The following is a 24,959-nucleotide window of genomic DNA, read 5'->3' as shown; positions in this document are numbered from 1 at the left end:
GGGGAGGAACGGGTCGGCGGGATTCCCACCGCGGCGCTGTCGTTGTGATGGGCGCTGGCCGTGCTCGTGCCTCCACACAGCAGTGCCGTGAGGGCGTCCCTCACGGCACTGCTGCACGCGTTGCTGCTGGAAAATACGGAGCCTTACGGCTGCGTGGCTTCCGTCGTGCGGGGGATCGGGCTGGGCGGCATGGCCCTGGCAGCGGTCGCCTCGGACCCCTCGCGGGCGATCGGCAAGGGCGTGGCGCGACGGCCGGTGCGGTCGGCCAGCTCCTCTTCGGCCTCGTCCAGGAAATCGTCGACCTCGCGCTCGTCGTAGCCGCGCTTGCCGATCAGCGGCTTGCTGAACGCCACGTGGTGCACCTCGGCCGCAGTGAGGTCATCCTCGTCGGCCAGGGTCTTGGCGATGCGCCGGACGAACTCGTCGACCTCGTTCTTGGCATAGCCGCGCCGCCCGATCGGCGCGTTACCGAACTCGATGCGGTAGACGTCTTCGGCGGTAAGGGACATGAAGAGTTCTCCGATTCAGCGTGGACGGGAAGTTTCCCCGCTTTCCGTCCTAGCCGCGCCGGAACGCGCTGGGAAGGGCCGAAAGAACTCAACGACTCGATCGTGCGCCGACGCGCATACGTGTGAGTGAATTCAGGCTACTGAGCGTGGAAGGTGTTCTGGGCCGCCGTCAGCCCTTTGCCGACCAGCTCTTCCACCGCGTCGGCACACCGGTCCACCTCGAACGGGAGCTCCTTGCGCTCAACCGTCGAGAAGTCCTTGAGCACGAAATCCGCCGGATCCATCCGGCCCGGCGGCCGCCCGATCCCGAAACGAACCCGGAAATAGTCGCGGGTCCCCAGCGATTTGGTGATCGAGCGCAGCCCGTTGTGGCCGTTGTCGCCACCGCCGAGCTTCAGCTTTATCGCTCCGAAATCAACATCGAGTTCGTCATGCACGACGACGATGCTGCTCGGATCGATCTTGTAGAACTTGGCCGTGCCGGAAACCGGCCCGCCGGAGAGGTTCATGAACGAACGTGGCTTGACCAGCACGACACGGCGCCCCGCGAGGCGCCCTTCCAGCACGTCGGCGCCTGCTTTGTGCGCCTTGAACTTGCCGCCGACGCGCGCCGCGAGCTCGTCCAGCACCATGAAGCCCACGTTGTGCCGGTTGCCTGCATAGCGGGGTCCCGGATTTCCGAGGCCGGCGAGCAGCACCTGCTCGCCGGCCCCTGGAAGATCAGCCGTCATGGAAGCACGTCACTCCGCGGAGGCCTCGGCCTCGCCCTCGCCGGTCTCCTCTTCCGCGGCCGGCTCTTCCTCGACCCGCGGCTCGGTGATACCGACGACCAGCGCCTCCGGGTCGGTGACCAGCTCGGCACCGGCGGGCAGCGCGATCTGACCCGCCAGGATCTGCGCACCGGCCTCGAGGCCCTCGACGGAAACCTCGACCTGCTCCGGAATGTGCAGCGCCTCGATCTCGATCGTGATGGTGTCGAGCTCCTGGCGGATCAGGGTGCTCGGGGCGGGGTCGCCGTTCACGACGACCGGGATGTCGACGTTGACCTTCTCGCCGCGCTTGACCACGAGCAGGTCGACGTGCTCGATGTAGTTCTTCAGCGGGTGCACGGTGATGGTCTTGGTGAGCGCCAGCTCGGTGTTGCTCTCCACGTCGAGCGTGAGCACGGCGTTGCTGCCGTTCTCGCGGATGACGCGGGCGAACTCGATCGCCGGCAGCGCGAGGTGCCGGGGGTCGGTGCCGTGGCCGTAGAGCACGGCCGGAATCTTCCCGGCGCGACGGGTGCGGCGCGCGGCGCCCTTGCCGAACTCGGTGCGCGGCTCGACGGACAGACGTACCTCGGACACGGTCTTGTACTCCTTCAAATCATGACGGCGGGGTTCAAGCGGGTGGTGCCTTCGGCGGCGAGATCCACAAAACGTGCACAGCGCGTGGCTACTCAAGCCGCCGCGTCGATCACGTCGGGCACTGGGTACCGAGAGCCCGCCTCGCCGAGACAACCTGTTCAGTGTAGGCAATCCGTGTGCCAGGGGTTGCGGTGGGTCGCCCGGCGCAGTAGGAAGCTGTAGTCAGGGGGTGCCGCAATGCCACGATGCGTGGTGGGGAGTTTTCTCGTCGTGGTGGCGGCCCTGGTGCTTTCCGCGTGCCAGATGTCCGAACCGGCGGCGAACGGTCCCGACCCGCAGGGCGCGGTTGAGGGCGCGCTGGCCTCGCTCGAACGCGAGGCCATGATCGGTTACCGGTTCCCAGGTGGCACCGCACTCGACGTTTCCAGTACGGGGCTCGCGCAGGGCACTTTGTTCCCGCACGATCAGCAGGTCCATATCCTCCGCGCGGGTGGTTCGGTCTACGTGCGTGGTCCTGCGGAGTACTGGCGGTCGCAGGGGATGTCCGCCGAGCGCGCCGGCCAGTACGGGGCGCGCTGGGCCCGCTCGATCCTCGCGTTGGACCCCGGTCGTGCGCTGGCGCCGAACTCGCTCGCGCGTGCCTTTCGCTCCGCGATCCCGCCCGGCACGCAGGCCGAGCGGCTGACTCTTGGCGACGGGACCGAGCTGTTCGACGTCGACGGGCTGCAGGTCACGGCCGCGCAGCCGTACCGCGTGACCAGTTTCCGGCCGTCGCTGCTCGGGCCACTCGGCCAGCAGGTGCTCGGCAACTCGCCGGTCGAATTGCAGGGTCTGAGCGCGGACGGGCTCGCCGATTTCCGTACCGCGCTGCGCCGGGATGTGGACGATCTCGGGCAGCCCTTCGTGGCAGGTCCCGCCGTCGCGGCCAGCGTCACGAAGAACACGATGCGCTGCGCGGCGAGTGGTTCGTGCACCGACACGGTCGAAGTGACGCCCCAACTGCTCGGCGACGCGCCACAGGCACTCGCGCGCCTGGTGCTGACGTCGTCGGTCACCTCCAACCAGCTGGGCTCCCGTGAGTGCGGGCAGGAGCTGGTGGTTCCGCTGAACGAGCCCGTCACGATGTCGTGTTCGGTCAAGTTCGCGGTGCCCAGGACAGGTGGCGCGACGAAGGTGTCGGGCGTGCCGACGGTGACCGCCGAACCGGTCGCGGTGCTGGATCTGGCGGGAATCAAGCAGGAGATCGCGTCGACTCTGGGCGCCTGAACTCGGCGATCACCGCGGCGAAGTCCGCCATCATCGGTCCGAACACGGTGACGTAGTCGAATCCGAAGCGCTGCTCGCGGTTGCGCAGTTCCGTCGTGATCCGCTCAACGGTCCCGGCGAGTATCTGCGGTGCGCGTAGCAGGTCCTCGCCGCGGTATTCGGGATGCCATTTGTCGAGTACGGGTACCGGGTCTTCGGCCACGACAACCTTCTGGACCAGCACGTTGTACTGCTGCGCTTGCGTGGCGTGGGAGCGTACGAACTCGACGCGTCCCGCCAGCTCGTCGGGCGTAGCGAGCTGGAATGTGCCGGGAGGCCGGCCGGGTGCCTGCTTGAGACCGGAGAAGCCGACGATGTCGGCGTGCTCGGCGGCGAGACGCAGCACGCCTTCGCTGTTGCCGGCGATCAGCAGGGGCGGCAGCTTGCCGAGGCGGCGGCGCAGCTCGGTGAGTGTGTGGTCCAGGTACTCGATCCGGCGTTTCGCGGGCCACCACGGCAGTCCGGCGTCGTCGAACTCGGATTTCATGTGCCCGGCGCCGATGCCGAGGTCGAACCGGCCGCCGGTCACGGCGACCGTGGACTCGATGTCGCGCGCCAGCAAGGCCGGGTTGTAGAAGGGCGCGTTGAGCACCATCGGACCGACGCGCAGCCGCTCGGTCGCCGCCGCGGCCGCTACGAGTGCGGGGAACGGGGCGGGTGCGCCGAGGTGGTCGGGCACGGTGATGACGTCGTAGCCGAGTTCCTCCGCGCGGCGACACTTCGCCGCGAAGTCGTCGCCAACGGCCCGCATACTCACGCCGAATCGCATGCCGGTCACGCTATGCGGGCGATACCAAGCCCCGCACGGCTTTTCGCGCGGGGCTGAACGGCCGGAGCGTCAGTCGAAGAGTTCGTCGGCGCTGCCGACGGTGACGGCGCGGCGCACCCAGGTGCGGAGGATCTCGGTGTCGGTGCAGTCGAGGATGCGGGAACGGATGTCGTCCGGCACGGTGATGTCGCGCGCGGAGAGGACTTCCAGCAGCGCCTTGGCCTCGCCCTCGGCGAGACCCTGGCCGAAGTACTTGCGGGCGAAGTCGCTCTGGTACTCGTGGGTCGCGGTCATCGAATCCCGGGCGTCAGTCGAAGAGTTCGTCGGCGCTGCCGACGGTGACGGCGCGGCGCACCCAGGTGCGGAGGATCTCGGTGTCGGTGCAGTCGAGGATGCGGGATCGGATGTCGTCCGGCACGGTGATGTCGCGCGCGGAGAGGACTTCCAGCAGCGCTTTGGCCTCGCCGACGACTTCTCCCTCGGCGAGACCCTGGCCGAAGTACTTGCGGGCGAAGTCGCTCTGGTACTCGTAGGTCCCCGTCGTCATCAGTTCCTCCAGGTGGGCTCGCGCGGCTTCGGGCAGCACCGCGAGCACGAGGTCATAGTACCGAGTGACGCGCTCGTCATCGACCGTTTGCAGACCGGCGAGCAGCGCGGACAGCACCTTGCCCCGGTCCGGGCTTTCGCTGTGGGCCATGGCCGAGAGGACGGCCAGCTCGGGGCTGCGTTCGGCGGCGACCGGGTCCGTCACGGCCGGCACCTGCCCGGGGTCGACGACCTGCGGCCGCAACGTCCAGCCCGGGTGGCCCAGCTCGATCGGCTGCGCGCACCACGTGCCGGTCCGCTTGTCCGGGCACAGCACCAGCAACGTCACCGGAGTCCGCAACCGCGCTCGCAGGGTCGCCAGGTACACCGGCCAGGACCACCGCTTCGCGGCATCGCGCCGCAGCTGGATTTCGACCACGACGGCGAGCACGGGTCGCTCGGCCCGGGTCAGCACGACCACCGCGTCGGCGCGGTACTCGGTCGGAGTCAGATCGGTGAGGTCACACGAGTCCAGACGTGCGTCCTCGAAGGACGGCAACGGCGCGCGGAGCTGCTCGGTGAGCAGCTCCGCGGCCAGTGCCGGACGCTGGCGGAACAGCTCCACCAGCCCCTCGTGCAGGTGCGACGGCACAATTCCCCCAGTGCGAGTGCCGAGAACGAGAAACGATCAGGCGTGGCCGTCGAACAGGCTGGTGACCGAACCGTCTTCGAAGACCTGCTGAATGGCTTCCGCCAGCATCGGGGCGATCGAGAGCACCGTCAGGTTGCCGAAGCGCTTCTCCGCCGGGATCGGCAGCGAGTTGGTGACGATGACCTCGCGCGCCTTGCAGTTCGACAGGCGTTCGGTCGCCGGGTCCGACAGGATGCCGTGCGTGGTGGCGATGACCACGTCGGCGGCGCCTTCCTCGAGCAGCGCGTCGGTCGCCTTCACGATCGTGCCACCGGTGTCGATCATGTCGTCGACCAGCACGCACAGCTTGCCCTGAACGTTGCCGACCACGCGGTTGGCCACGGCCTGGTTCGGCTTGTCGGGGTCACGCGTCTTGTGGATGAACGCGATCGGCCGGTCGCCCAGTTGCTGTGCCCACTTCTCCGCCAGCCGCACGCGGCCCGAGTCCGGCGAGACCACCGCGATGTCGGCGTCGCCGTAGGTCTTCTTGATGTGCTGGGCCAGCAGGTTCTGCGCGAACAGGTGGTCCACCGGACCGTCGAAGAAGCCCTGGATCTGCGCGGTGTGCAGGTCGACCGTCATGATCCGGTCGGCGCCCGCGGTCTTGAACAGGTCCGCGATCAGCCGCGCCGAGATCGGCTCACGGCCCTTGTGCTTCTTGTCCTGGCGCGCGTACGGGTAGAACGGTATGACGACGGTGATCCGCTTGGCACTGGCGCGCTTGAGCGCGTCCACCATGATCAGCTGCTCCATGACCCACTCGTTGATGGGCGTGGTGTGGCTCTGGATCACGAAGGCGTCGGTGCCGCGCACCGATTCCTCGAACCGCACGAACAGCTCGCCGTTGGCGAAGGTGTGCGCCGTCTGCGGGGTGATCGTCACGTTGAGGTTCGCGGCCACCTCTTCCGCGAGTTCCCGATGTGCGCGACCGGAGAAGAGCATGAGGTTCTTCTTCGGCGTGCCGGACTTAGGACTCATCTGACGACTCCCGCTCGGTTTGCGTTTCTTCTTGTGCGGCGGAGGCCGCCTCCGCCGCTGGGGTGCCCGGCCTGCGCCGGACCACCCAGCCTTCAATATTGCGCTGCGGTCCCATCGAGACGCCAAGCGCCCCCGGCGGCACGTCTTGCCTGATCACAGTGCCAGCACCCGTGTACGCCCCGTCACCGATGGACACCGGTGCGACGAAGGTGTTGTCCGACCCCGTCCGCACGTGCGAACCGATGGTCGTCTGGTGTTTGCGTACCCCGTCGTAATTGACGAACACGCTCGACGCACCGATGTTGCTGTTCTCGCCGATCGTCGCATCCCCGACATAGGTCAGATGAGGCACCTTGCTCCCGGCGCCGATGTCGGCCTTCTTGGTCTCGACGAAAGTTCCGATTTTGCCCTTTTCGCCCAGTTTGGACCCCGGGCGGAGATACGCGAACGGGCCGACGTTGGCGTTCGCGCCGATCTCGGAATCGAAACCGTGCGTGCGCACCACGTGCGCGCCAGGCCCCACCAGGACGTTCGTGAGCGTCGTGTCCGGGCCGACGACCGCGCCCTCACCGATCGACGTGCTGCCCTTGAGCTGCACCCCCGGCTCCAGCACGACGTCACGGGCCAGCGTCACACCCGCGTCCAGCCACGTGCTCGCCGGATCCACCACGGTGACGCCTTCGAGCTGCCAGCGGCGCACGAGCCGCCGGTTCAGCTCGGCGCCGACCGCCGACAGCTGGACCCGGTCGTTGACGCCCTCGGTCAGCCAGGGATCGTCCACGACGAGCGCGCCGACGCCGAGTCCCTCGGCGCACGCGTTGGTGAGCACGTCGGTCAGGTACAGCTCACCCTGCGCGTTGTCGGTCGACAGGCGGGACAGGCCGGCGGTGAGCAGCTCCGCGTCGAACGCGTAGACACCGGAGTTGATCTCGGTGATCTCCAGCTGTTCCTCGGTCGCGTCGCGCTGCTCGACGATGCCGCGCACGGCACCGGTGGCGTCCCGGATGATGCGGCCGTAGCCGGTGGGATCGGGCGCGACCGCGGTCAGCACCGTCACCACGTGCCCGCTGTCGCGATGCTCGGCGAGCAGTGCGGACAGGGTCGCCGTGTCGAGCAGCGGCACGTCGCCGTAGCTGACCACGACGGTGCCGGTGAGCCCGCCGGGCAGCGCGTCGAGCGCGCAGGAAACCGCGTGCCCGGTGCCCTTCTGGACTTCCTGCACCGCGGTCGTGACCGGGCGGCCCAGCGCCTTGCCGACCTGGTCGAGGTGTTCGGCGACGGCTTCGCGCCCGTGCCCGACGACCACCACCAGGTGCTCGGGCTCGAGCCCGGCCGCCGCTCGTACCGCGTGCTCCACCAGTGGCCGCCCCGCGATCGGATGCAGCACTTTCGGTGTGGTGGAACGCATCCTGGTGCCCTCGCCCGCGGCGAGGACCAATGTGCTCAGCGGGCCGGTCACGGCACTCCCAAACTGCAGATGGCGACTAGCAACGGGCGTCGATCCTACGGGTGCTCTTCCTCGGCCGCCGCCGGGTCGGCATCCGCCCACGCCGGCAGCCCCTCACCGGGTACCACGTTCGCCGTGGCCACCTGGTTTCCTCCACCGCGTTTCGCCTGGTACATCGCGGCATCGGCGCGGGAGAGCACCTGGTCGGGCCGTTCCTGCGGGCGCAGCGAGACGAGCCCGATCGAGAGGGTTACCCCGTGTGAAAGGTGATGTGGCAGATTCGACACGGCCGTGACCGCACGGCCGAGCGCCTGTTTCGCCGCCGACACCGGCGCTCCCGGCAGCAGCGCCACGAATTCGTCGCCGCCGTAGCGGGCCACGATGTCGTCGCCGCGCAGCGCGTCGCGCAGGGTGCTGGCGACCACCCGAAGCACGTCGTCGCCCTCGGCGTGCGAGTGCTCGTCGTTGACGCCCTTGAATCGGTCGAGGTCCACCAGCGCGACCGCGAGTGGCTGCGCCGTGGTGGACGCGGACAGCGTGCGCAGGTGCTCGTCCAGCGCGCGCCGGTTGGGCAGGCCGGTGAGCGGATCCTGCAGTGCCTGCTGGCTGATCGCGCCGTGCTGGGCGGACAGGCGTTCGTGCTCGCGGCGCGTGTTGAGCGTGGCGATCTGCGATTCGCGCAGCGACCACAGTTCGACTTCGAGCGCGGTGGAGTACTCGACCAGCGGGCGCAGGTTCTCGTTCTCGTGCTGCGCGAAGTCCAGCCGCGCCAGTTCGCGCACCAGGTTCAGGCGCATGGAGGGCTGGGAGTTGTCGTCGTCGAGGTTCAGCCTGGTGGCGTGCAGGGCCTTGAGCGCTTCCTCACGCTGACCGGTGGTCTCGAGGCAGCGGGCGAGCGCGATGGTGACGATGACCTGCTCGTGCGGGTAGGCCGGCTCGATGAGCAGGCGGCGCAGCCGGTCGATGTGGCTGAGGTCGGGAGCGGCGAGGGCGAGTGCGGCCGCCAGCACGCCGACCTGGTCCACCGCCGCCACGCCCACGCGGCGCGGGAACAGCGACTCCGCGAACGGCGCCTCGACGGCGACCGCCATCGACGCGGCCGTGTCCAACTTCGCCTGCGCTTCGGTGTCCCGTTCGACCCGTTCCAGCCGCAGGGCCCAGCCGAGCAGCATCTTGACCCGGTTGATCAGTTGGAGCGTGATCTCGTGCGGCCCCGCGGTCTCGCGCACGGCCTGGTGCGCCCGCGCGATCACTTCCTCGGCGGCCTCGTACACGCCGAGCTGATTGAGCACGAGCCAGCAGTCGATGAACGCGCTGGACTGGGTTTTCGCCCATTCCCGACGGGACATCTGCATGTCCGGGCCGCCGGTGTCGTCCAGAATGGCCAGCGCTCGCGCGATCTCGGTCAGCGCGGCGTCCTCCTGCTGTGCCAGTACGAGCCGCCGGCCACGCAGCGCGTGCGCGTCGGCCCGGTACAGCGCGAGCCCGTGGCGGCGGGTGTGTGCGAGCATCTCGTCGAGCAGTGGCTCGGCCTCCGCCGCGAGCCCGCGGGTGACCAGCCGGGCCAGCGCGGCGGCGCGCAGGAGTTGCGCGACCAGCACCGGTTCGCCGCGGCGCTGGGTTTCCTCCAGCAGCTCGTCAATGGTGTAGACGATGTCGAGCTGCTCTTCGTGATCGGTATGCTGGACCGCGGCGATCAGTTCCCGCGCACGCCCGACCAGCCAGGCGTCGGAGAGCTCCGCCAAGGCCGGGCGTCTGTTCGCCGGCTCGTTGTCGCCTAGCAGCGGGGTGCACCCCCTTCGCTCGTCGCGTATCGCACGGCAGCTCCGCCGCCAGGATTCGAACCTGAACTGTCAGAACCAAAATCTGAAGTGCTGCCAATTACACTACGGCGGATCGTGCCTGGTCAGGATAGCGATCCCGGGAAGCAGCCCAGGGGCTGGGGTTGGCCGCCGTTTTCGCCTCTCCCCACAGGGGTAAACCTCCTGTACCGTAACTTACGGAAACGTAGGTAAGGGCACCCTTTGGTCGTCCCGAAAAACGCAGGAAGAAGTGGTTGCGCATGACGGCTACCCTCGAACCCCCGAAGACGAACGGCCCGAAGCCGGTGATCAGCGGACAGCGCGGGTTCGGCGTCCAGTTCGCCGTGTACCTCGGCGTGATCCTGCCGCTGGTGGCGCTTGTCGTCGCGGTTCCCTTCGCCTGGGGTTGGGGGCTGAGCTGGGTCGACGTCGGGCTCTTCGTCTTCTTCTACGCGTTGAGCGGGCTCGGCATCACCGTCGCGTACCACCGTTACTTCACGCACGGCTCGTTCAAGGCCAAGCGCTGGCTGCGCGTTCTGCTGGCCGTCGCGGGCAGTTTCGCCGTGCAGGGGCCGGTGATCACCTGGGTCGCCGATCACCGCAGGCACCACGCCTTCTCCGACCGCGACGGCGACCCGCACTCGCCGTGGCTGTACGGCACGTCCCCCTTGGCGATCGCCAAGGGTTTCTGGCACGCGCACATGGGGTGGCTGTTCGAGCGCGACAAGAGCAACGCCGAGCGTTTCGCGCCGGACCTGCTCAAGGACCCGGCGATCAAGAAGGTCGACGACCTGTTCTGGCTGTGGTCGCTGCTCACGCTGACGCTGCCGGCGCTGCTCGGCGGGCTGATCTCGTGGTCGCTGTGGGGCGCGGTCACCGCGTTCTTCTGGGCGGGGCTCGTGCGGGTGTGCGTGCTGCACCACGTGACGTGGTCGGTGAACTCGATCTGCCACATGATCGGCGAGCGGCCGTTCGCGGCGCGCGACAAGTCGGCGAACTTCTGGCCGCTGGCGATCCTGTCCTTCGGCGAGTCGTGGCACAACCTGCACCACGCCGACCCGACCTCCGCGCGGCACGGCGTCAAGCGCGGTCAGATCGACATTTCCGCCCGGGTGATCTGGGCGTTCGAGAAACTCGGCTGGGCGAGCAACGTGCGTTGGCCGACTCCGGCCAGGCTCGCCCGCCTCACGGCGGAGTCGAAGTAAGCCTCTAGGCTGCCCTGGTGGCGGCAAGACGGCGAGCGAAACGCGAAGTGGCCACCGGAGCGCGGCCTCCGGCTCCGGTGGCACGTGTCCGGATGACGGGCGCGGAGCGCAGGCAGCAGTTGCTCAACGTCGCGCGCGCGTTGTTCGCCGAGAAGGGCTTCGACGGTACGTCGATCGAAGAGATCGCGCACCGCGCCAACGTCTCCAAGCCGGTCGTCTACGAGCATTTCGGTGGCAAGGAAGGGATCTACGCGGTCGTCGTCGACCGCGAGACCCAGGTGCTGCTCGACCGCATGGTGTCCACTTTGCACGGTGGGCATCCGCGCGCGATGCTGGAGCAGGCGGCCAGCGCGCTGCTCGGATACGTCCAGGACTCGCACGACGGGTTCCGGATCCTCGTACGCGATTCGCCGGTCGCGTCCTCGACCGGCACCTTCTCCACCCTGCTCAACGACATCGCCGGGCAGGTCGAGCACATACTGGGACAGCAGTTCGCGGCCCGCGGCTATGACGAGAAGCTCGCGCCGCTGTACGCGCAGGCGCTGGTGGGCATGGTCGCGCTGACCGGGCAGTGGTGGCTCGACGCGCGCAAGCCCAAGCGGGACGAGGTCGCCGCGCATCTGGTGAACCTGGCCTGGAACGGCCTCTCGCACCTGGAGCACAAGCCCAAGCTGCGACTCAACTGACCGCCCGGCGCGCGCCGGCCGAGTGACCTTTGTGGACGGTCGCGCGGGGTAGCGCAGTTCGCAGATCGCCCGCCGCCTCCGACACGGCCGCGGCGAGGTTCACGACCCGGCCAGTCGGGTGAGATCGCCGAGGAGAATCCGGAGCAGGCCGGCGAGCTGATCGCGTTGGTCCGCGGTGAGTGCGGACAGCAGGCTCTCCTCGTAGGTCAGCAGATCGTCCACGGTGCGCTCGATCTCGGCGTGGCCCTCGTCGGTGAGTTCGACGAGCACACCGCGGCCGTCGTCTCGCGACCGCAGCCTGCGCACCAGGCCGTCACGCTCGGCGCGTGCGACCCGCTGCGAGATCGCGCCGGCGCTGACGAGCGTGCGCCTCGCGAGTTCGCCCGGCGCCAGCCGGTAGGGCGGCCCGGCCCGGCGGAGGGTGGAGAGCAGGTCCAGCGTCGCCGCGTCCATGCCGACCCGGTTCAGCGTCGCGCGGCGCTGCTCGTCGAGCAGTTTGCCGATCCACCAGATGCGCGTGATCACGCCGATCGAGGAGACCGGCGTGCCCGGCCGCTCGCGGGACCACGCGTCGGCGATCGCGTCGGCCCCGTCGCTTTGCGTTTCGTCCGGGTCGTCGGTACGGTCGGGCATATCGGTACTTTAGCAATAAAGGACTTGATTTCATGGAACCCAGGGAAGTAGTGGTGACCGGTGGCGGCTCCGGGATCGGGTATGCCATAGCCGCGTGGTTCGCCAAGGCGGGCGAACGTGTCACGATCACCGGGCGGCGCGAGAATGTTCTTGCGGAGTCGGCATCTCTGCTGGGAGCGCGTTACGTTCCCTTCGACGCGAGCGACCCGGCGGCGGTCGAGGCCGCGCTCGCGAAGCTGCCTTCGCGAGTGGATGTATTGGTCAACAACGCGGGCGGCAATACCGATTTCGAGCGCCCCAAGGCGGACGATCTGGCCAACGTCGCGGACAATTGGCGAGCGAATTTCGCGGCGAACGTCCTGTCCGCGGTATTGGTGACGACCGCGGTGCGGCCCAGGCTCGCCGACCAGGCGCGAATCGTGACGATCGGCTCGATCGCCTCGAGCAAGGGCGCCGGCTCCTACGGTGCGGCGAAGGCGGCCGTCGAATCGTGGACCGCCGACATCTCCCGCGAGCTGGGCCCACGCGGCATCACGGCGAACGTGGTCGCCCCGGGCCTGATCGAGAACACGGATTTCTTCCGCGGCACCCTCACCGACGAGTACCGGGACGGCCTGGTGGCGCAGGCGCGCAACAAGAGGGCCGGAACGATGGACGATGTGGCGGAGCTGGTCGGCTGTCTGGGCAGCCCGGGTGCCGGACACCTGACCGGCCAGGTGATCCACCTCAACGGCGGCACCCACCTGAGCCGGTAGGAAGAAGCCTCCCGGCGGTCCCTACGCCGGAGTGACCTTCAAAACCTTGTCGTTCTCCCCATCCGACGTCGTCACGTACAGGGCGCCGTCCGGGCCGGTTCTTGCCGCGCGGAGTCTGCCGAACTTGTCGTTGAACTCCGCGGGCAGCGTGACCCCGGTGATCTTGCCCTGCTGGTCGAGGCCGAACAGCAGCAGCTTCTGTCCCTTCAACGCCACCACCGCCAGGCGTCCCTCCAGCTGCCCCCACTGGGCGCCGGTCAGGAAAGTCGCGCCGCAGATGGCTTCCGTGATCCGGCCCGAAGTCCATAGTGGAGTGACCGCGTCCGGGAAGCGTGTCGTGTCCGTCATCGGGACGTTTTCGTCGTAGGAGGTGTCCGTGCCGCCCTTCGACGGGTCCCAGCCGTAGTTCCCGCCCTTTTGCAGCAGGTTGATCTCGTCGTCGAAGCTCGGCCCCTGCTCCGACACGAACACCTGACCCGAACCGGGACGCACCGCCACGCCCTGCACGTTCCGGTGGCCGTAGGTGTATATGCGCTGTTCGTTGGGATCCGGCGACGAGATGAACGGGTTGTCCGGCAGCGGCGCGCCGGTGTTCAGGTCGATGCGCAACACCTTACCGCCGAGACTGTGCCGGTCCTGCGAAATCGACGCCCGGGCCGTGTCCCCGGTGCCGACCATCAGCGCGCCGTCCGCCGCGATCGTGGGGCGGCAGCCCGAATGCCGCCCGCTGGGATTGACCGGCAGGCCGGTCAGCAGATCGCGCACCTTCGTCGCCGAACGATCGTCCGCCGAAAGAGTCCACGTGACGAGCCGGATATCGACCGGGCGCCCGCCCTCCTGGTGGGTCTGGCAGGTGGTGAACTGCCGCGTCCGAGCGAAATCCGGGTGCACCACCATGCCCATCAGCCCGCCCTCGCCCTGGACGTAGACATCGGACAGGTCGGCGCTGACCTCGCTGACCGTGTGCCCGTCGACCAGCGCGATCTTGCCGGGGCGCTCGGTGACGAGCAGCTTGCCGTCCGGCAGGAAACCGATGTCCCACCCGTGTTCGAGGCCTTGCGCGAGCACGTCGACCCGCAACGACGGCCCGCTTTCGGGCACGGTGCTGGCCTTCTGCGGCAACTGCTGGGCCGGTGAGCTGGTGCAGGCGGTCGCGAGCAGGGCACACAAAACGATTCCCAGTCGGCGCATGGCGTCATTGTGGCGCGCCCAGCGCGACGGCGGTGGGCGAATCGGCGGGAAGGAACGTTTCGAGCCGAAGTTCCGAAATCGTGACGTCCACGGCGGTCGCGAACGTGGTGATCGCGGTGATCAGGCGCAGCTCGCCCAGTCGCGACTCCAGCCGCATCGGCACCGCGAACCCGAGATGCTCCGCACCGGGGCGAGGCGGGTGCGGCAGGTAGCCCGCCAGCTCCTCGAGCATCGCCGTATGCCGTTCGTGCGGGGCGCGTGCCATCTCCTGCCGCGGCCGTTCGAGAACGTGTTGTGCCCACTCGTCGAAGTTGCGGATCCGCGGCGCCATCCCACGCGGATGCAGCGCCACCCGCAGCACGTTCACCGGCGGTTCCAGCAGTTCGGCAGCCACCCCCTCGGTGAGCAGGGCGAACGCGTCGTTGGTGGCGACCAGATCGCTGAACCGGTCGACCACGATCGCCGGATACGGCAGGTGTCCGTCGAGCAGGCGCCGAAGGCTGTCCAGCATCGGCCGCAGCGCGGGATCGCCGAGGCCGGTCTCGGGGTAGCTCGGCGCGTACCCCGCGGCCAGCAGCAGCGCGTTGCGTTCGCGCAGCGGCAGTTGCAACGATTCCGCGACCCGCACCACCATGCCGCGCCCCGGTGTCGACCGGCCGCTTTCCATGAAGCTCACGTGGCGCTGCGTCGTTCCGGCGCGCAGCGCGAGTTCCAGCTGGGACAGCCGCCGCCGCGTGCGCCATTCCCGTAGTGCCCCGCCGAATTCGTTCACACCACGAATCCTGGCACCCCAGGCGATTCCCTCCAGGGAATTGCCGCGAGGTGGACCGTGAAAGGCATGAGATACGGACTTCTTCTTCCCGCCGGGCAGGCTCAGCTCGAATCCGGCGGCTCCGCGCGGGCGCTCGTGCGGACCGCGGTCGAGGCCGAGCGCCTCGGCTTCGATTCGGTGTGGGCCGGCGACTCGCTGGTCCGGCCGCGCGTCGAGCCGCTGACCCTGCTCGCGGCGATCGCACAGGCGACCGGGCACGTCACGCTCGGCACCGCGTTGCTCATTCCCGCGTACCGCCACCCCGTGCAGGCGGCCGCCGCGATCAGCTCCCTCGACCTGCTCGCCGGCGGGCGCCTCGTGATCGGCGTCGGCGCCGGGTTCCCCGGTTTCAGCGAGCAGGAGTTCGATCTGGTCGGCGTCCGGTTCAAGACCCGGTTCTCGCAGCTGGACGACACGGTCGCGCTGTGGCGGCGGCTGTGGACCGGTGATCCTGGTTCCTTCCACGGCAAGGTGCTGCACTACGACTGGGTGCCCGGTGTCCCGAAACCCGCTCGCGACGGGGGTCCGCCCATCTGGCTCGGCGGCATCACCCCGGCCGCGCTCGATCGCACCGCACGGCTGTACGACGGCTGGCTGCCCTACCCGCCGGATCCGGCCGCGTACGCGAGCGCGTTGACGACGATTCGCGACAAGGAGACGCGGCCGGTCACGCCGGCCCTGTTCGCGACGATCTTCGTCGACGACGACGCCGAGCGCGGCATGAAGGCCCTCGACGCCTACTGCCAGGCGACCTACCGCCTGCCTCTGGACACCGTCGGCCAGATCCAGGTGATGCTGACCGGGCCCGATCTGCTCACCCAGTTGGGTCGATTTGTCGATGCGGGGGCGCGGCACGTCCTGCTGCGTATCGCCGCGGTGGACCCGGACACCTTCGCCGATCAGCTGGCGAAGGCAGGCGCACTTTTGTCGGTGCTGCCACGTACGCTAGGACAGGAGAGCCCCTGATCCCTCTCGTCCCGGGCAGGGGTGTGCCCGCATGTCTGCGACAGGGGAGTTTTTCGTGTCCGACCCGGTGCTTTCCGGCCTGCTGTCCTCGGTTCTCGCCGACCCGACGCTGCGCGGGGTCGTCGAACGCGCCGGGTCACCGCTGCTCGACCTGCAGGGGCCCACCACCGCGCGTCAGCTGGTGATCGCCGCGCTCGCGGCCGACGCCGGCGGCGGCCGCCCGGTGCTCGCGGTGACCGCGACGGGCCGCGAGGCCGAGGAGCTCACCTCGGCGCTGGGCAGCCTGCTGGGTACCGACCGGGTCGTGGACTTCCCGTCGTGGGAGACCCTGCCGCACGAGCGCCTGTCCCCGCGGGCCGACACCGTGGGCCGCCGTCTCGACGTGCTGCACCGGCTGAACGGCCCGGACGCGCCGCGCGTGGTCGTGGCCACGGTGCGCAGCCTGATCCAGCCGATGGCGCCGGGCCTCGGCTCGCTCGCGCCGGTCGAACTGCGCGTGGGCGAGGAGAGCGAGTTCGAGCCGACGCTCGAACGGCTCGTCGAGCTGGCCTACACGCGCGTGGACATGGTCGAGAAGCGCGGCGAGTTCGCGGTGCGCGGCGGCATTCTCGACGTCTTCCCGCCCACCGCCGATCACCCCTACCGCGTCGAGTTCTGGGGCGACGAGGTCAGCGAGATCCGGGCCTTCGCGGTGTCCGACCAGCGTTCGCTGCCCGGCGAGATCTCGGGCTTTCACGCGCCGCCGTGCCGCGAGCTGCTGCTGACCGCGCCGGTTAAGGCGCGCGCCGGTGAGCTGGCCGAGCAGTACGAATCCGACGCGCACCTGGCCGAGATGCTCACCAAGCTCGCCGGCGGCATCCCCGTCGAGGGCATGGAGGCGCTGATCCCGGTGCTGTGCGACGGCGAGCTGGAGCTGCTCACCGACGCGATGCCCAAGGGTGCCCACGTCGTGCTGGCCGATCCGGAGAAGATCCGCGCCCGCGCCCACGACCTGGTGCGCACGGGACAGGAGTTCCTGGAAGCATCGTGGATGGCGGCCGCCGGCGGCGGGCAGGCGCCGATCGACCTCGGCGCGTCGGCGTACCGCGATCTCGCCGAGATCGCCAAGCACGCGGGGGAGACCGGCCGCGCCTGGTGGACCCTGTCACAGCTGACCACCGAGGACGCCGACGTGTTCGCCGTGCGGGTCGAGCCCTCGCCCGGTTACCGCGGCGACCTCGACCGGGCCGTCGCGGACCTGCGCGGGCACCTCGCCGCCGAGGGCACCGCCGTACTGGTCGTCGCCGGGCACGGCACCGCGACCCGAGCGGTCGAGCAGCTTTCCGCCGCCGAGCTTCCCGCGACGCTGGCCGCCGACGGGCTCACCGGCGCCCCGGCACGTGGCGTGGTGACGGTCGTCTGCGGTGGCCTGACCGAGGGTTTCGTCGCGCCGGAGCTGGGCCTGGTGGTGCTCACCGAATCCGATCTGACCGGCCGCGGCGCCACGGGTGGAACGTCCACAAAGGACCTCGGCACGAAGATGCCGTCCCGGCGCCGCAACGCGGTGGACCCGCTCGCGCTCAAACCGGGCGACTACGTGGTGCACGACCAGCACGGCATCGGCCGGTTCGTGGAAATGGTGCAGCGCACGATCGCCGGCGCCACCCGCGAGTACCTGGTGCTGGAGTACGCCTCGTCCAAGCGCGGGCATCCCGGCGACCGGCTGTTCGTGCCCACCGACCAGCTCGACGAGGTCTCCCGCTACGTCGGTGGCGAGCTGCCGACGCTGAACAAGCTCGGTGGTTCGGACTGGAAGAACACCAAGGCCAAGGCGCGCAAGGCGGTCAAGGAGATCGCCGCCGAACTGGTGCAGCTCTACGCCGCCCGGCAGGCCGCCCCGGGGCACGCGTTCGTGCCGGACACCCCGTGGCAGCGCGAACTGGAGGACGCGTTCCCGTTCACCGAGACCGCCGACCAGCTCGCCGCGATCGACGAGGTCAAGCAGGACATGGAACGCGGCGTGCCGATGGACCGCGTCATCTGCGGCGACGTGGGCTACGGCAAGACCGAGATCGCGGTGCGCGCGGCGTTCAAGGCCGTCCAGGACGGCAAGCAGGTGGCCGTGCTCGTGCCGACCACACTGCTGGCGCAGCAGCACCTGAACACGTTCGGCGAGCGGATGGCGGCGTTCCCGGTGACCATCAAGGGCCTGTCCCGGTTCACCGCCAAGTCCGAAGTGGACTCCGTGCTGGCCGGGCTCGCCGACGGTGAGATCGACATCGTGATCGGCACGCACCGGCTGCTGCAGACCGGGGTGCGCTACAAGGATCTCGGCCTGGTCATCGTGGACGAGGAACAGCGTTTCGGCGTGGAGCACAAGGAACACATCAAGGCGCTGCGCACGCACGTGGACGTGCTGACGATGTCCGCGACGCCGATCCCGCGCACGCTGGAGATGTCGCTGGCGGGCATTCGCGAGATGTCCACGATCCTCACCCCGCCCGAGGACCGGCACCCGATCCTGACCTACGTCGGCGCCTACGACGACAAGCAGGTGGGCGCCGCGATCCGCCGCGAACTGCTGCGCGACGGCCAGGTTTTCTACGTGCACAACCGGGTTTCCTCGATCGAGAAGGCCGCGAAGCGCCTGCGCGAGCTGGTGCCGGAGGCGCGGGTGGTGACCGCGCACGGGCAGATGAACGAGGAACGGCTGGAGAAGATCATCCAGGGGTTCTGGGAGCGCGAGTTCGACGTGCTGGTGTGCACGACGATCGTGGAAACCGGGCTGGACATCTCCAACGCCAACACGTTGATCGTCGAACGTGGTGACCTGCTCGGGCTCGCGCAGCTGCACCAGTTGCGCGGCCGGGTCGGCCGCGGCCGGGAGCGGGGGTACGCGTACTTCCTGTACCCGCCGGAGTCGCCGCTGACCGAGACCGCGCACGACCGGCTCGCCACGATCGCGCAGAACACCGAGCTGGGCGCCGGTATGGCGGTGGCGATGAAGGACCTGGAGATTCGTGGCGCGGGAAACATTCTCGGCGCCGAACAGTCCGGGCACATCGCCGGCGTCGGGTTCGATCTCTACGTGCGGCTCGTCGGCGAGGCGGTGGACGTGTTCCGCCGCAGCGCGGGCGACGCGCCCGCCGAGGAGGAGGAACTGCGCGAGGTGCGGGTGGATCTGCCGATCGACGCGCACATCCCGCACGACTACGTGCCCGGCGAGCGGCTGCGGCTGGAGGCCTACCGCAAGATCGCGTCCGCGCCGGACGCCACCGAGCTGGCGGCGGTCGAGGAGGAGCTCATCGACCGCTACGGGCAGCCGCCCGCGCCGGTGCGGCGGCTGCTGGCGGTGGCGGCGTTCCGGCACGCGTGCCGCGAGGCCGGGGTCACCGAGGTTTCGGTGCAGGGCAACACGATCCGCTTCGCCCCGCTGCCGCTGCCGGACTCGAAGATGGTGCGCCTCAAGCGGCTCTACCCGAAGGCAACGTTCAAGGCGGTCACGAACACGGTCGCGGTGCCCAAGCCGACGGAAGGCCCGGCAGGCGGCCGCATCGGCGCACCTCCGCTGCGGGACGAGGCGCTGCTGGAGTGGTGCACGAAGCTGCTGCACAACCTGACGAAGGCACCGGCGGCGGTCGGTTAGGGCGACTCGTCTGTTCCAAGGGCGTTGCGGGGGTCCCTTCCCGGGCCGGGCTGTGAGAGGGTACGCGTGTGATGCGGATCATGGGTCGTCCTCGCGCGCTGGTCGCCGTTCTCGCCGCCTGCCTGCTGCTCGCGGGCTGCGGCTCCGGGCCGAGCCAGGTCACCACCGCGCTGTATCTCGGTGACCGGCACGTTTCCGTGGACGAGGTGCAGGGGCTGATCGACAAGGCCGTGCAGGAACAGCCCGCCGCGCGCCAGCTCGCCCAGCAGCACAAGGCGGACATGCTCGGCCGCGAGATCGTGCGGCAGATGATCGTGCACCAGATGGTGACCCAGACCGCGCAGATGGACGGCGTCGTCGTCGATCCGGCCCAGATCTCGCAGGTCATGGCGCAGGATCCGCTCGCCGCGCCGGTGTCGGCCACCAACACCGACGCCTCACAGCTCGCGCAGCAGATCGTCTACCGCGTCCGCGACCACCGCGAGGTCGTCAGCGACCAGTTGCTGCTGCAGTCGCTGGGCGCGCAGTACTTCGACAAGCTGACCGTCACCTTCGACTACACGTCCGTGGTGTCCGACGACGGCGGCGCGAACCCGGTCAGCATGCGCGAGAAGGCATTCGCCAAGGCGCAGCAGATGGCCGCCGACCCGGCCGCCGCGGCCAAGGTGATCCAGGCCGACAGCGCGTCGGGCCAGCAGACGGGCGTCGGGGAGAAGGTGCCCGCGGTGCAGGCCCCCGACCTCGCCGGCATGGTCCTGTTCGGCGTCGAGCCCGGCACCGTCGTCGCGTTCCAGCCCAGCTCCGCGCAGCCGGTGTGGATCGTCGCCGTGGTACGGGCACGCGATCTGACCACGCCGCAGGCGGTGGACCAGACGAGCGAGCCGACCTCGACCCAGCTGGCCGCGATCGGGCAGCGGTTGCTGCAGACATACCTGCAGCAAGCGGGGCTGAAGGTCAACCCGCGCTACGGTGTATGGGACCCGGCCGGTCTCGCCCTCGCCCCCAGTGAGGCGGAGACCACCGGCCTCGTACTACCGGTGAAGGGACCCGCTCAGCCTTGACCGCCACGGTCGTCCTCCTGCCCCATCCCGATGCGGGCGTTCCGCCTGCCGCCTTTCCCTACCTGCGCGCGGCCCGCGCCGTCTACGCCAGCGGGCTGGGTGAGGACGTGCTCGATCTGCTCGGCGCCAAACCGGCGCCTGCCGTGCTGACCGGGCAGGACGGGCCGTTCGTGCTCTTCGCCGCCACCGCGGACGATCCGCTGGTGCGCTCGCTTGGTGACGTGCGGGTGATCGGCCAGCCCGCCGGGGTGCGGCTGGTCGAGGCGGCGCACGTGATGGACCGGCTGCGCTCGCCCGGCGGCTGCCCGTGGGACGCGGCGCAGACACACGAGTCGTTGCGCCAGTACCTGGTCGAGGAGACCTACGAACTGCTGGAGGCCATTGAGGACGGTGACCGGGCGGCGTTCCGGGAGGAACTCGGGGACGTGCTGTTGCAGGTGCTGTTCCACGCGCGCGTCGCGGCCGAGGACGCGGCCGATCCGTTCGACATCGACGAGGTCGCCGACGCTCTGGTGACCAAGCTGATCGGGCGGCATCCGCACGTCTTCGCCGACGCGGACCGCATCCACACGCCGGAGCACCAAGAAGTCAAGTGGGAAGAACTGAAGCAGGCCGAGAAGCGTCGTGAGTCCATTGTGGACGGCGTCGCGCTCGGTCAGCCCGCCGCCGCGCTCGCCGGGAAGCTCGGGCAGCGCAGCGGCCGCGCCGGTATCCCGCTGGATCTGTTCCCGTCCGGTTCCGACGCGCCGACGCAACTGTTCGTCCTCGCGGCCACGGCCCGCCGCGCGGGCATCGACCCGGAAGACGAACTGCGGGCGGTGGCCAAGCGGTTCGCGGCCGACATCCGTACCGCCGAGGCCGCCGCCCGAGCCGACGGCATCGACCCCACCACCCTGGAAGCCCCCGGCTGGCGCACCTACTGGCCCCACTAATCCCCGCGAGTCGGGGTTTCCGCGCGCCCGAGTCGGGCGTTCCGGGCGCGCGAGTCGGGGTTTCCGGGTGCGCGAGTTGAGGTTTGGGGGTGGCCGAGTGGGGCGTTCCGCGCGCGAGTCAGGCGTTGCAGGTGCGCGAGTCGGGGGTTGCGGGTGCGCGAGTCGGGCGTTCCGGGCGCCTGAGTTGGGGTTTGCGGGTGCGCCCGAATGGGGCGTTCCGGCTCCGCGAGTCGGGCGTGGCGGGTGCGCGAGTTGAGGGTTGCGGGTGCGCGAGTCGGGCGTGGCGGGTGCGCGAGTTGAGGGTTGCGGGTGCGCGAGTTGAGGGTTGCGGGTGCGCGAGTCGGGCGTGGCGGGTGCGCGAGTTGAGGGTTGCGCGTGCGCCAGTCCGGCGTTCCGGCGGCGTGAGTCCGCCGTTCGGCGAGGTTCAGCCGAACAGCGAATCGCCCCAGTAGCCGGTTTCCGACACGCCAGGCGGCACCGCGAACAACGCGGAACCGGTGTGCTCGACGTACTCCATCATCGCGTCGTGCGCCGACAGCGCCCGCTGCATCGGGATGTACTGCTTGCGCGGGTCCCGGTTGAAGCAGATGAAAAAGAGCCCGGCCTCCAGATGCCCGAGCCCGTCCGAACCGTCCACGAAGTTGTACCCGCGCCGCAGGATCTTCGCGCCGTTGAGCGATTCCGCCGACGCCAGCCGGATATGTGCGTCGTCGGCGATGGCGAGTTCGCCGCCCTCGCCGTGCACATGCAGGTCCACCTGGTCGAACTCGGCGGACTGACCCAGCGGGGCACCGGATCCCTTGGTACGCCCGATGACCTTCTGCTGTTCGTCCAGCGACGTGCGGTCCCACGTCTCGATGTGCATCCGGATCCGCCGTGCCACCAGGTACGAGCCGCCGGCGAGCCATGCCTGGTCGTCCTCGGGCGCGACCCACACCTGGTCGTTGAGCGCGGCCGGGTCCTCCGCCTTGAGGTTGTTGGTGCCGTCCTTGAAACCGAACAGGTTCCTCGGCGTGGTCTGCGAAACCGAGGTCGACGAGCTGCGCCCGAACCCGAGCTGCGACCAGCGCACCTCGGTCGTGCCGAAGCCGAGCCGCACGAGGTTGCGCACGGCGTGCACCGCCACCTGCGGGTCGTTGGCGCACGCCTGGATGCACAGATCGCCACCGCTGCGCGCCGGATCGAGGTTGTCCTTGGGGAACGAGGGCAGCTCGGCCAGCGCCGCCGGGCGTTTGCCCGCCAGCCCGAACCGGTCGTCGAACAGCGACGGCCCGAACCCGACGGTGAGCGTCAGCGACGACGCGGGCAGCTCGAGCGCCTCGCCGGTGTCGTCGGGCGGCGCGGCGAGCGAACCGCTGACCGCGCCCGTGGTGCCCACCTCGTGCCCGCCGGTCATCCGGCGTGCCGCGTCGGTCCACTCCTTGAGCAGCGAGACGAGTTTCGCGCGGTCCGTGGTCGTCACGTTCAGCGAGGCGAAATGCAGGTGCTCCTGCGCCGGGGTGACGATGCCCGCCTGGTTCGCGCCGTGGAAGGGCACGATGTCGGTCGCCGCGTGCGCGCTCTGGCCGCTCATCGCACGGTCGATCCCGGCCCCGGCGGCGCCCGCGCCCACGATCGCGACGCCGGTACCGGCGATGCCGAACATGCGCCGCCGGGAGAACTCGGTCATTGCGCGACGACCTCCGCGACCTTGGACAGCGGCTCGCTCAGCGCGTCGACCGCGGAGGCGAACTCCTTGACCTGGTCCTGGGACAGCTCGGTGTAGTACTTGAACCCGTCGCCGACCCGGACCGCGTCCAGCAGCCGCTGCACGTTCGCGAACTCGTTGTCCACAGTGGACGTCAACTGCGGGTCACGCTCGGCCAGTACCGGCCGCAGCGCCGCGATCGCGGCCTTCGAACCGTCCACATTGGCCTGGAAGTCCCAGAGATCGGTGTGCGAGAAGGTCTCCTCCTCGCCGGTGATCTTCTTCGTTGCGACCTCGTCGAGCAGTTCCTTGGCGCCGTTGGCCAGGTCGAGCGCGTTCAGCTGCAGCGTCGCGGACTTGGTCACCAGCGAGTTGACGTCGGCGACGAGCCTGTCGGCGATCTGCCCGCTGTCCGGCTGCAGCCCGGTGGTCCACAGGTCCTTCTCCAGCCGGTGGAAACCGGTGAACTGCTGGCCCGGTTCGAGATCGGCCTCGCGGGCGTCGATCGCCGGGTCCAGATCGCCGAATTTCTCCGCGACCGGCTCGATGCGCTCGTAGTAGACGCGGGTGGCCGCGTACTCGGACTTGGCCGCCGCGACGTCGCCGGATTTGACCGAGTCGGCGAACTTCTGCGTCTGGGTCTTGAGCGCCTCGGTCTGGGTGGCCACGAAGCCCGCGTAGCTCTTGCTGGCGTCGGCGAGTTTGGAGTTGGCGTCCGTCGCCGCGGGCGCGCCGCCGGTCACGGTGAACGCGCCGCGGATGCCGTCGCCTGTCATGCCCGGTTTGCACGCGGTCTGGTAGGTGCCCGCGTTCGGCAGCTGCACGGTGAGCTTGCGGGTCAGGCCCGGCGCGATGTTCTCGACCTCGCCCATGATCCGGTCACCCTCGGCGTAGAGGTAGAACTCGGTCACCTTGGTGCCCTTGTTCGTGACCTCGAACGTCACGTTGCCCGCGTTGGCCTTCGTCGCGGAGACCTCGCACGCGGTGTCGGAGGCGGACACCGTGATCGGACCGCCGCCGCCGGCCGCGTCCTGCCCGTTCGAGCACGCGGCGAGGGACAGCAGCGCGGCGGTACCGGCCAGCGCGAAGAGTTTCGTACGCAAGCTCACTCCTTCGTGCCCGCGAGGGCTTCTTTCTTTGCCGGCTGCCGCAGGAACAGCGGCAACACGATGACGACGTAGGCCACCCACGCGATCGCCTGCAGCATCGTGGTCTGTTGCGAGTAGTTGAAGATCCCCTTGAGCAGCGCGCCGTACCAGGACGTCTCGGGGATCGCGCCGGACGCGTCGAACGCGAGCGTGTGCAGCCCGGGGATGAAGCCGGCCTCCTGCAGGTCGTGCAGGCCGTAGCCGAGCACGCCCGCGGCGACGAACACCAGCAGCACACCGGTGACGGTGAAGAACTTGCCGAGGTTGAAGCGGACCGCACCGCGGTAGAGCAGGTAGGCGAGCACGACCGCGAGCACGATGCCGACGCCGAACCCGGCGAGCGGCTGCGCGGTGCCGCCCTGCGCGCTCTGCACGGCGGCGTAGAAGAACACCGCGGTCTCCAGCCCCTCGCGCCCGACCGCGAGGAACGACAGCAGCAGCACGGCCAGCGGGCCGACCGCGAGCGCCTGGTCCATCTTGCCGCGCAGCTCGGCGGCGATGCTGCGGGACGCCTTGCGCATCCAGAAGATCATGGCCGTGACGAATACGACGGCCACGATGGACAGCGAGCCGCCGAGCAGCTCCTGCTGCTCGAACGACAGCTGCGCGGTGGTGTAGGTCAGCACGGCGCCGATCGCGACGGACAGCACGATCGCGGCGGCGACGCCGGGCCAGACCCAGCGCAACGCCGAACGGCGTTCGGTCTTCACCAGGAACGCGACGAGGATGCTCACCACGAGTGCGGCCTCGAGCCCTTCGCGCAACCCGATCAGCAAGCTGGAGAACAACACGGGTGGCCTCCTTCGTCGGAACCGGACCGTCTGTTTTTAGGTAAGCCTGCCCTTGATGTCCAGTCGTTGAACAGCGTTGCGATCTTGTAACGGGAC

Annotated in this window: 23 protein-coding genes and 1 tRNA gene; 8 read left to right on the top strand and 16 right to left on the bottom strand. The window is 69.4% G+C overall.

Annotated features, from left to right (window positions below):
• Window positions 1-143: 143 nt before the first annotated feature.
• The 3 genes from HFP15_RS27805 to HFP15_RS27795 all read right to left on the bottom strand — a co-directional run bounded on the left by HFP15_RS27805 (window position 144) and on the right by HFP15_RS27795 (window position 1,855).
• Window positions 144-509, bottom strand: coding sequence for a DivIVA domain-containing protein (locus HFP15_RS27805; protein WP_168519708.1), 366 nt, complete (start codon window positions 507-509; stop codon window positions 144-146).
• A 137-nt stretch (window positions 510-646) separates the two neighbouring features.
• Window positions 647-1,240 carry an aminoacyl-tRNA hydrolase gene (gene pth / locus HFP15_RS27800; protein WP_168519707.1) on the bottom strand — a complete coding sequence of 198 codons (594 nt, stop codon included), beginning with the start codon at window positions 1,238-1,240 and terminating at the stop codon, window positions 647-649.
• Window positions 1,241-1,249: 9 nt separating this feature from the next.
• Window positions 1,250-1,855, bottom strand: coding sequence for a 50S ribosomal protein L25/general stress protein Ctc (locus HFP15_RS27795; protein ID WP_168519706.1), 606 nt, complete (start codon window positions 1,853-1,855; stop codon window positions 1,250-1,252).
• A gap of 237 nt (window positions 1,856-2,092) precedes the next feature.
• Here HFP15_RS27795 and HFP15_RS27790 point away from each other — a divergent pair, with 237 nt between their 5' ends.
• A complete protein-coding gene (locus HFP15_RS27790; RefSeq protein ID WP_168519705.1) occupies window positions 2,093-3,121 on the top strand; it encodes a hypothetical protein in 1,029 nt (342 codons plus the stop codon).
• Here the strand turns inward: HFP15_RS27790 and HFP15_RS27785 are convergent.
• The 7 genes from HFP15_RS27785 to HFP15_RS27755 all read right to left on the bottom strand — a co-directional run bounded on the left by HFP15_RS27785 (window position 3,087) and on the right by HFP15_RS27755 (window position 9,466).
• A complete protein-coding gene (locus HFP15_RS27785) occupies window positions 3,087-3,929 on the bottom strand; it encodes a TIGR03621 family F420-dependent LLM class oxidoreductase (protein WP_210717950.1) in 843 nt (280 codons plus the stop codon). The two genes, HFP15_RS27790 and HFP15_RS27785, sit on opposite strands and share 35 nt — an antisense overlap.
• A gap of 69 nt (window positions 3,930-3,998) precedes the next feature.
• Window positions 3,999-4,223: a hypothetical protein gene (locus tag HFP15_RS27780; protein ID WP_168519703.1), complete on the bottom strand. Its 225-nt coding sequence runs from the start codon at window positions 4,221-4,223 to the stop codon at window positions 3,999-4,001.
• 13 nt (window positions 4,224-4,236) lie between these two features.
• The gene (locus tag HFP15_RS27775; RefSeq protein ID WP_168519702.1) at window positions 4,237-5,106 is read right to left on the bottom strand and encodes a hypothetical protein; all 870 of its coding nucleotides are present in this window, start codon (window positions 5,104-5,106) and stop codon (window positions 4,237-4,239) included.
• A gap of 36 nt (window positions 5,107-5,142) precedes the next feature.
• On the bottom strand, window positions 5,143-6,123 hold the full coding sequence (locus tag HFP15_RS27770) for a ribose-phosphate diphosphokinase (RefSeq protein WP_168519701.1): 981 nt from the start codon (window positions 6,121-6,123) through the stop codon (window positions 5,143-5,145).
• Window positions 6,113-7,582 carry a bifunctional UDP-N-acetylglucosamine diphosphorylase/glucosamine-1-phosphate N-acetyltransferase GlmU gene (glmU, locus tag HFP15_RS27765; protein WP_168519700.1) on the bottom strand — a complete coding sequence of 490 codons (1,470 nt, stop codon included), beginning with the start codon at window positions 7,580-7,582 and terminating at the stop codon, window positions 6,113-6,115. Before glmU ends, HFP15_RS27770 begins: the two co-directional genes overlap by 11 nt.
• Before the next feature lie 44 nt (window positions 7,583-7,626).
• Window positions 7,627-9,315 (bottom strand): GGDEF domain-containing protein, encoded by a 1,689-nt coding sequence (locus HFP15_RS27760; RefSeq protein ID WP_246272086.1) that lies wholly within the window; start codon window positions 9,313-9,315, stop codon window positions 7,627-7,629.
• 79 nt (window positions 9,316-9,394) lie between these two features.
• Window positions 9,395-9,466 (bottom strand) — tRNA-Gln (locus tag HFP15_RS27755).
• A 166-nt stretch (window positions 9,467-9,632) separates the two neighbouring features.
• Here HFP15_RS27755 and HFP15_RS27750 point away from each other — a divergent pair.
• Together HFP15_RS27750 and HFP15_RS27745 are read left to right on the top strand one after the other, a co-directional pair.
• Complete coding sequence (locus HFP15_RS27750; protein ID WP_168519699.1) at window positions 9,633-10,577, top strand: acyl-CoA desaturase; 945 nt, start codon at window positions 9,633-9,635, stop codon at window positions 10,575-10,577.
• 92 nt (window positions 10,578-10,669) lie between these two features.
• Window positions 10,670-11,263: a TetR/AcrR family transcriptional regulator gene (locus HFP15_RS27745; RefSeq protein WP_168519698.1), complete on the top strand. Its 594-nt coding sequence runs from the start codon at window positions 10,670-10,672 to the stop codon at window positions 11,261-11,263.
• Window positions 11,264-11,362: 99 nt separating this feature from the next.
• Here HFP15_RS27745 and HFP15_RS27740 read toward each other — a convergent pair whose 3' ends face one another.
• Window positions 11,363-11,896 (bottom strand): MarR family winged helix-turn-helix transcriptional regulator, encoded by a 534-nt coding sequence (locus tag HFP15_RS27740; protein WP_168519697.1) that lies wholly within the window; start codon window positions 11,894-11,896, stop codon window positions 11,363-11,365.
• Between the two features lie 32 nt (window positions 11,897-11,928).
• Between HFP15_RS27740 and HFP15_RS27735 the strand changes: the two genes are divergently transcribed.
• On the top strand, window positions 11,929-12,651 hold the full coding sequence (locus HFP15_RS27735) for an SDR family NAD(P)-dependent oxidoreductase (protein ID WP_168519696.1): 723 nt from the start codon (window positions 11,929-11,931) through the stop codon (window positions 12,649-12,651).
• Window positions 12,652-12,672: 21 nt separating this feature from the next.
• On the opposite strand, the gene HFP15_RS27730 is transcribed toward HFP15_RS27735, so the two are convergent.
• Together HFP15_RS27730 and HFP15_RS27725 are read right to left on the bottom strand one after the other, a co-directional pair.
• A complete protein-coding gene (locus tag HFP15_RS27730; protein WP_168519695.1) occupies window positions 12,673-13,842 on the bottom strand; it encodes a PQQ-dependent sugar dehydrogenase in 1,170 nt (389 codons plus the stop codon).
• 4 nt (window positions 13,843-13,846) lie between these two features.
• Window positions 13,847-14,614, bottom strand: coding sequence for a helix-turn-helix domain-containing protein (locus HFP15_RS27725; protein ID WP_168519694.1), 768 nt, complete (start codon window positions 14,612-14,614; stop codon window positions 13,847-13,849).
• A 66-nt stretch (window positions 14,615-14,680) separates the two neighbouring features.
• Here HFP15_RS27725 and HFP15_RS27720 point away from each other — a divergent pair, with 66 nt between their 5' ends.
• The 4 genes from HFP15_RS27720 (at window position 14,681) to HFP15_RS27705 (ending at window position 21,237) form a co-directional block, all read left to right on the top strand.
• Complete coding sequence (locus HFP15_RS27720) at window positions 14,681-15,619, top strand: LLM class flavin-dependent oxidoreductase (RefSeq protein ID WP_168519693.1); 939 nt, start codon at window positions 14,681-14,683, stop codon at window positions 15,617-15,619.
• A gap of 31 nt (window positions 15,620-15,650) precedes the next feature.
• Window positions 15,651-19,244: a transcription-repair coupling factor gene (gene mfd / locus HFP15_RS27715; protein WP_168519692.1), complete on the top strand. Its 3,594-nt coding sequence runs from the start codon at window positions 15,651-15,653 to the stop codon at window positions 19,242-19,244.
• Between the two features lie 80 nt (window positions 19,245-19,324).
• Window positions 19,325-20,305, top strand: a complete 981-nt coding sequence (locus tag HFP15_RS27710; RefSeq protein ID WP_312871776.1) for a hypothetical protein — start codon at window positions 19,325-19,327, stop codon at window positions 20,303-20,305.
• On the top strand, window positions 20,302-21,237 hold the full coding sequence (locus HFP15_RS27705) for a nucleoside triphosphate pyrophosphohydrolase (RefSeq protein ID WP_168519690.1): 936 nt from the start codon (window positions 20,302-20,304) through the stop codon (window positions 21,235-21,237). The genes HFP15_RS27710 and HFP15_RS27705 overlap by 4 nt, the downstream gene beginning before the upstream one ends.
• Before the next feature lie 424 nt (window positions 21,238-21,661).
• Here HFP15_RS27705 and efeB read toward each other — a convergent pair whose 3' ends face one another.
• Genes efeB through efeU form a run of 3 tightly spaced genes read right to left on the bottom strand, consistent with a single transcriptional unit; the run spans window position 21,662 to window position 24,863 of the window.
• On the bottom strand, window positions 21,662-22,906 hold the full coding sequence (efeB, locus tag HFP15_RS27700) for an iron uptake transporter deferrochelatase/peroxidase subunit (protein ID WP_168519689.1): 1,245 nt from the start codon (window positions 22,904-22,906) through the stop codon (window positions 21,662-21,664).
• A complete protein-coding gene (gene efeO / locus HFP15_RS27695; RefSeq protein WP_168519688.1) occupies window positions 22,903-24,033 on the bottom strand; it encodes an iron uptake system protein EfeO in 1,131 nt (376 codons plus the stop codon). The genes efeB and efeO overlap by 4 nt, the downstream gene beginning before the upstream one ends.
• Entirely contained in the window at window positions 24,030-24,863 is an 834-nt protein-coding gene (gene efeU / locus HFP15_RS27690; RefSeq protein ID WP_168519687.1) for an iron uptake transporter permease EfeU, read from the bottom strand. Before efeU ends, efeO begins: the two co-directional genes overlap by 4 nt.
• Window positions 24,864-24,959 lie beyond the last annotated feature (96 nt).

Source organism: Amycolatopsis acididurans (assembly GCF_012328925.1).
GTDB lineage: Bacteria > Actinomycetota > Actinomycetes > Mycobacteriales > Pseudonocardiaceae > Amycolatopsis_E > Amycolatopsis_E acididurans.
The sequence above is the reverse complement of the archived record's forward strand: the minus strand, read 5'-3'. Positions and strand labels throughout refer to the sequence as shown.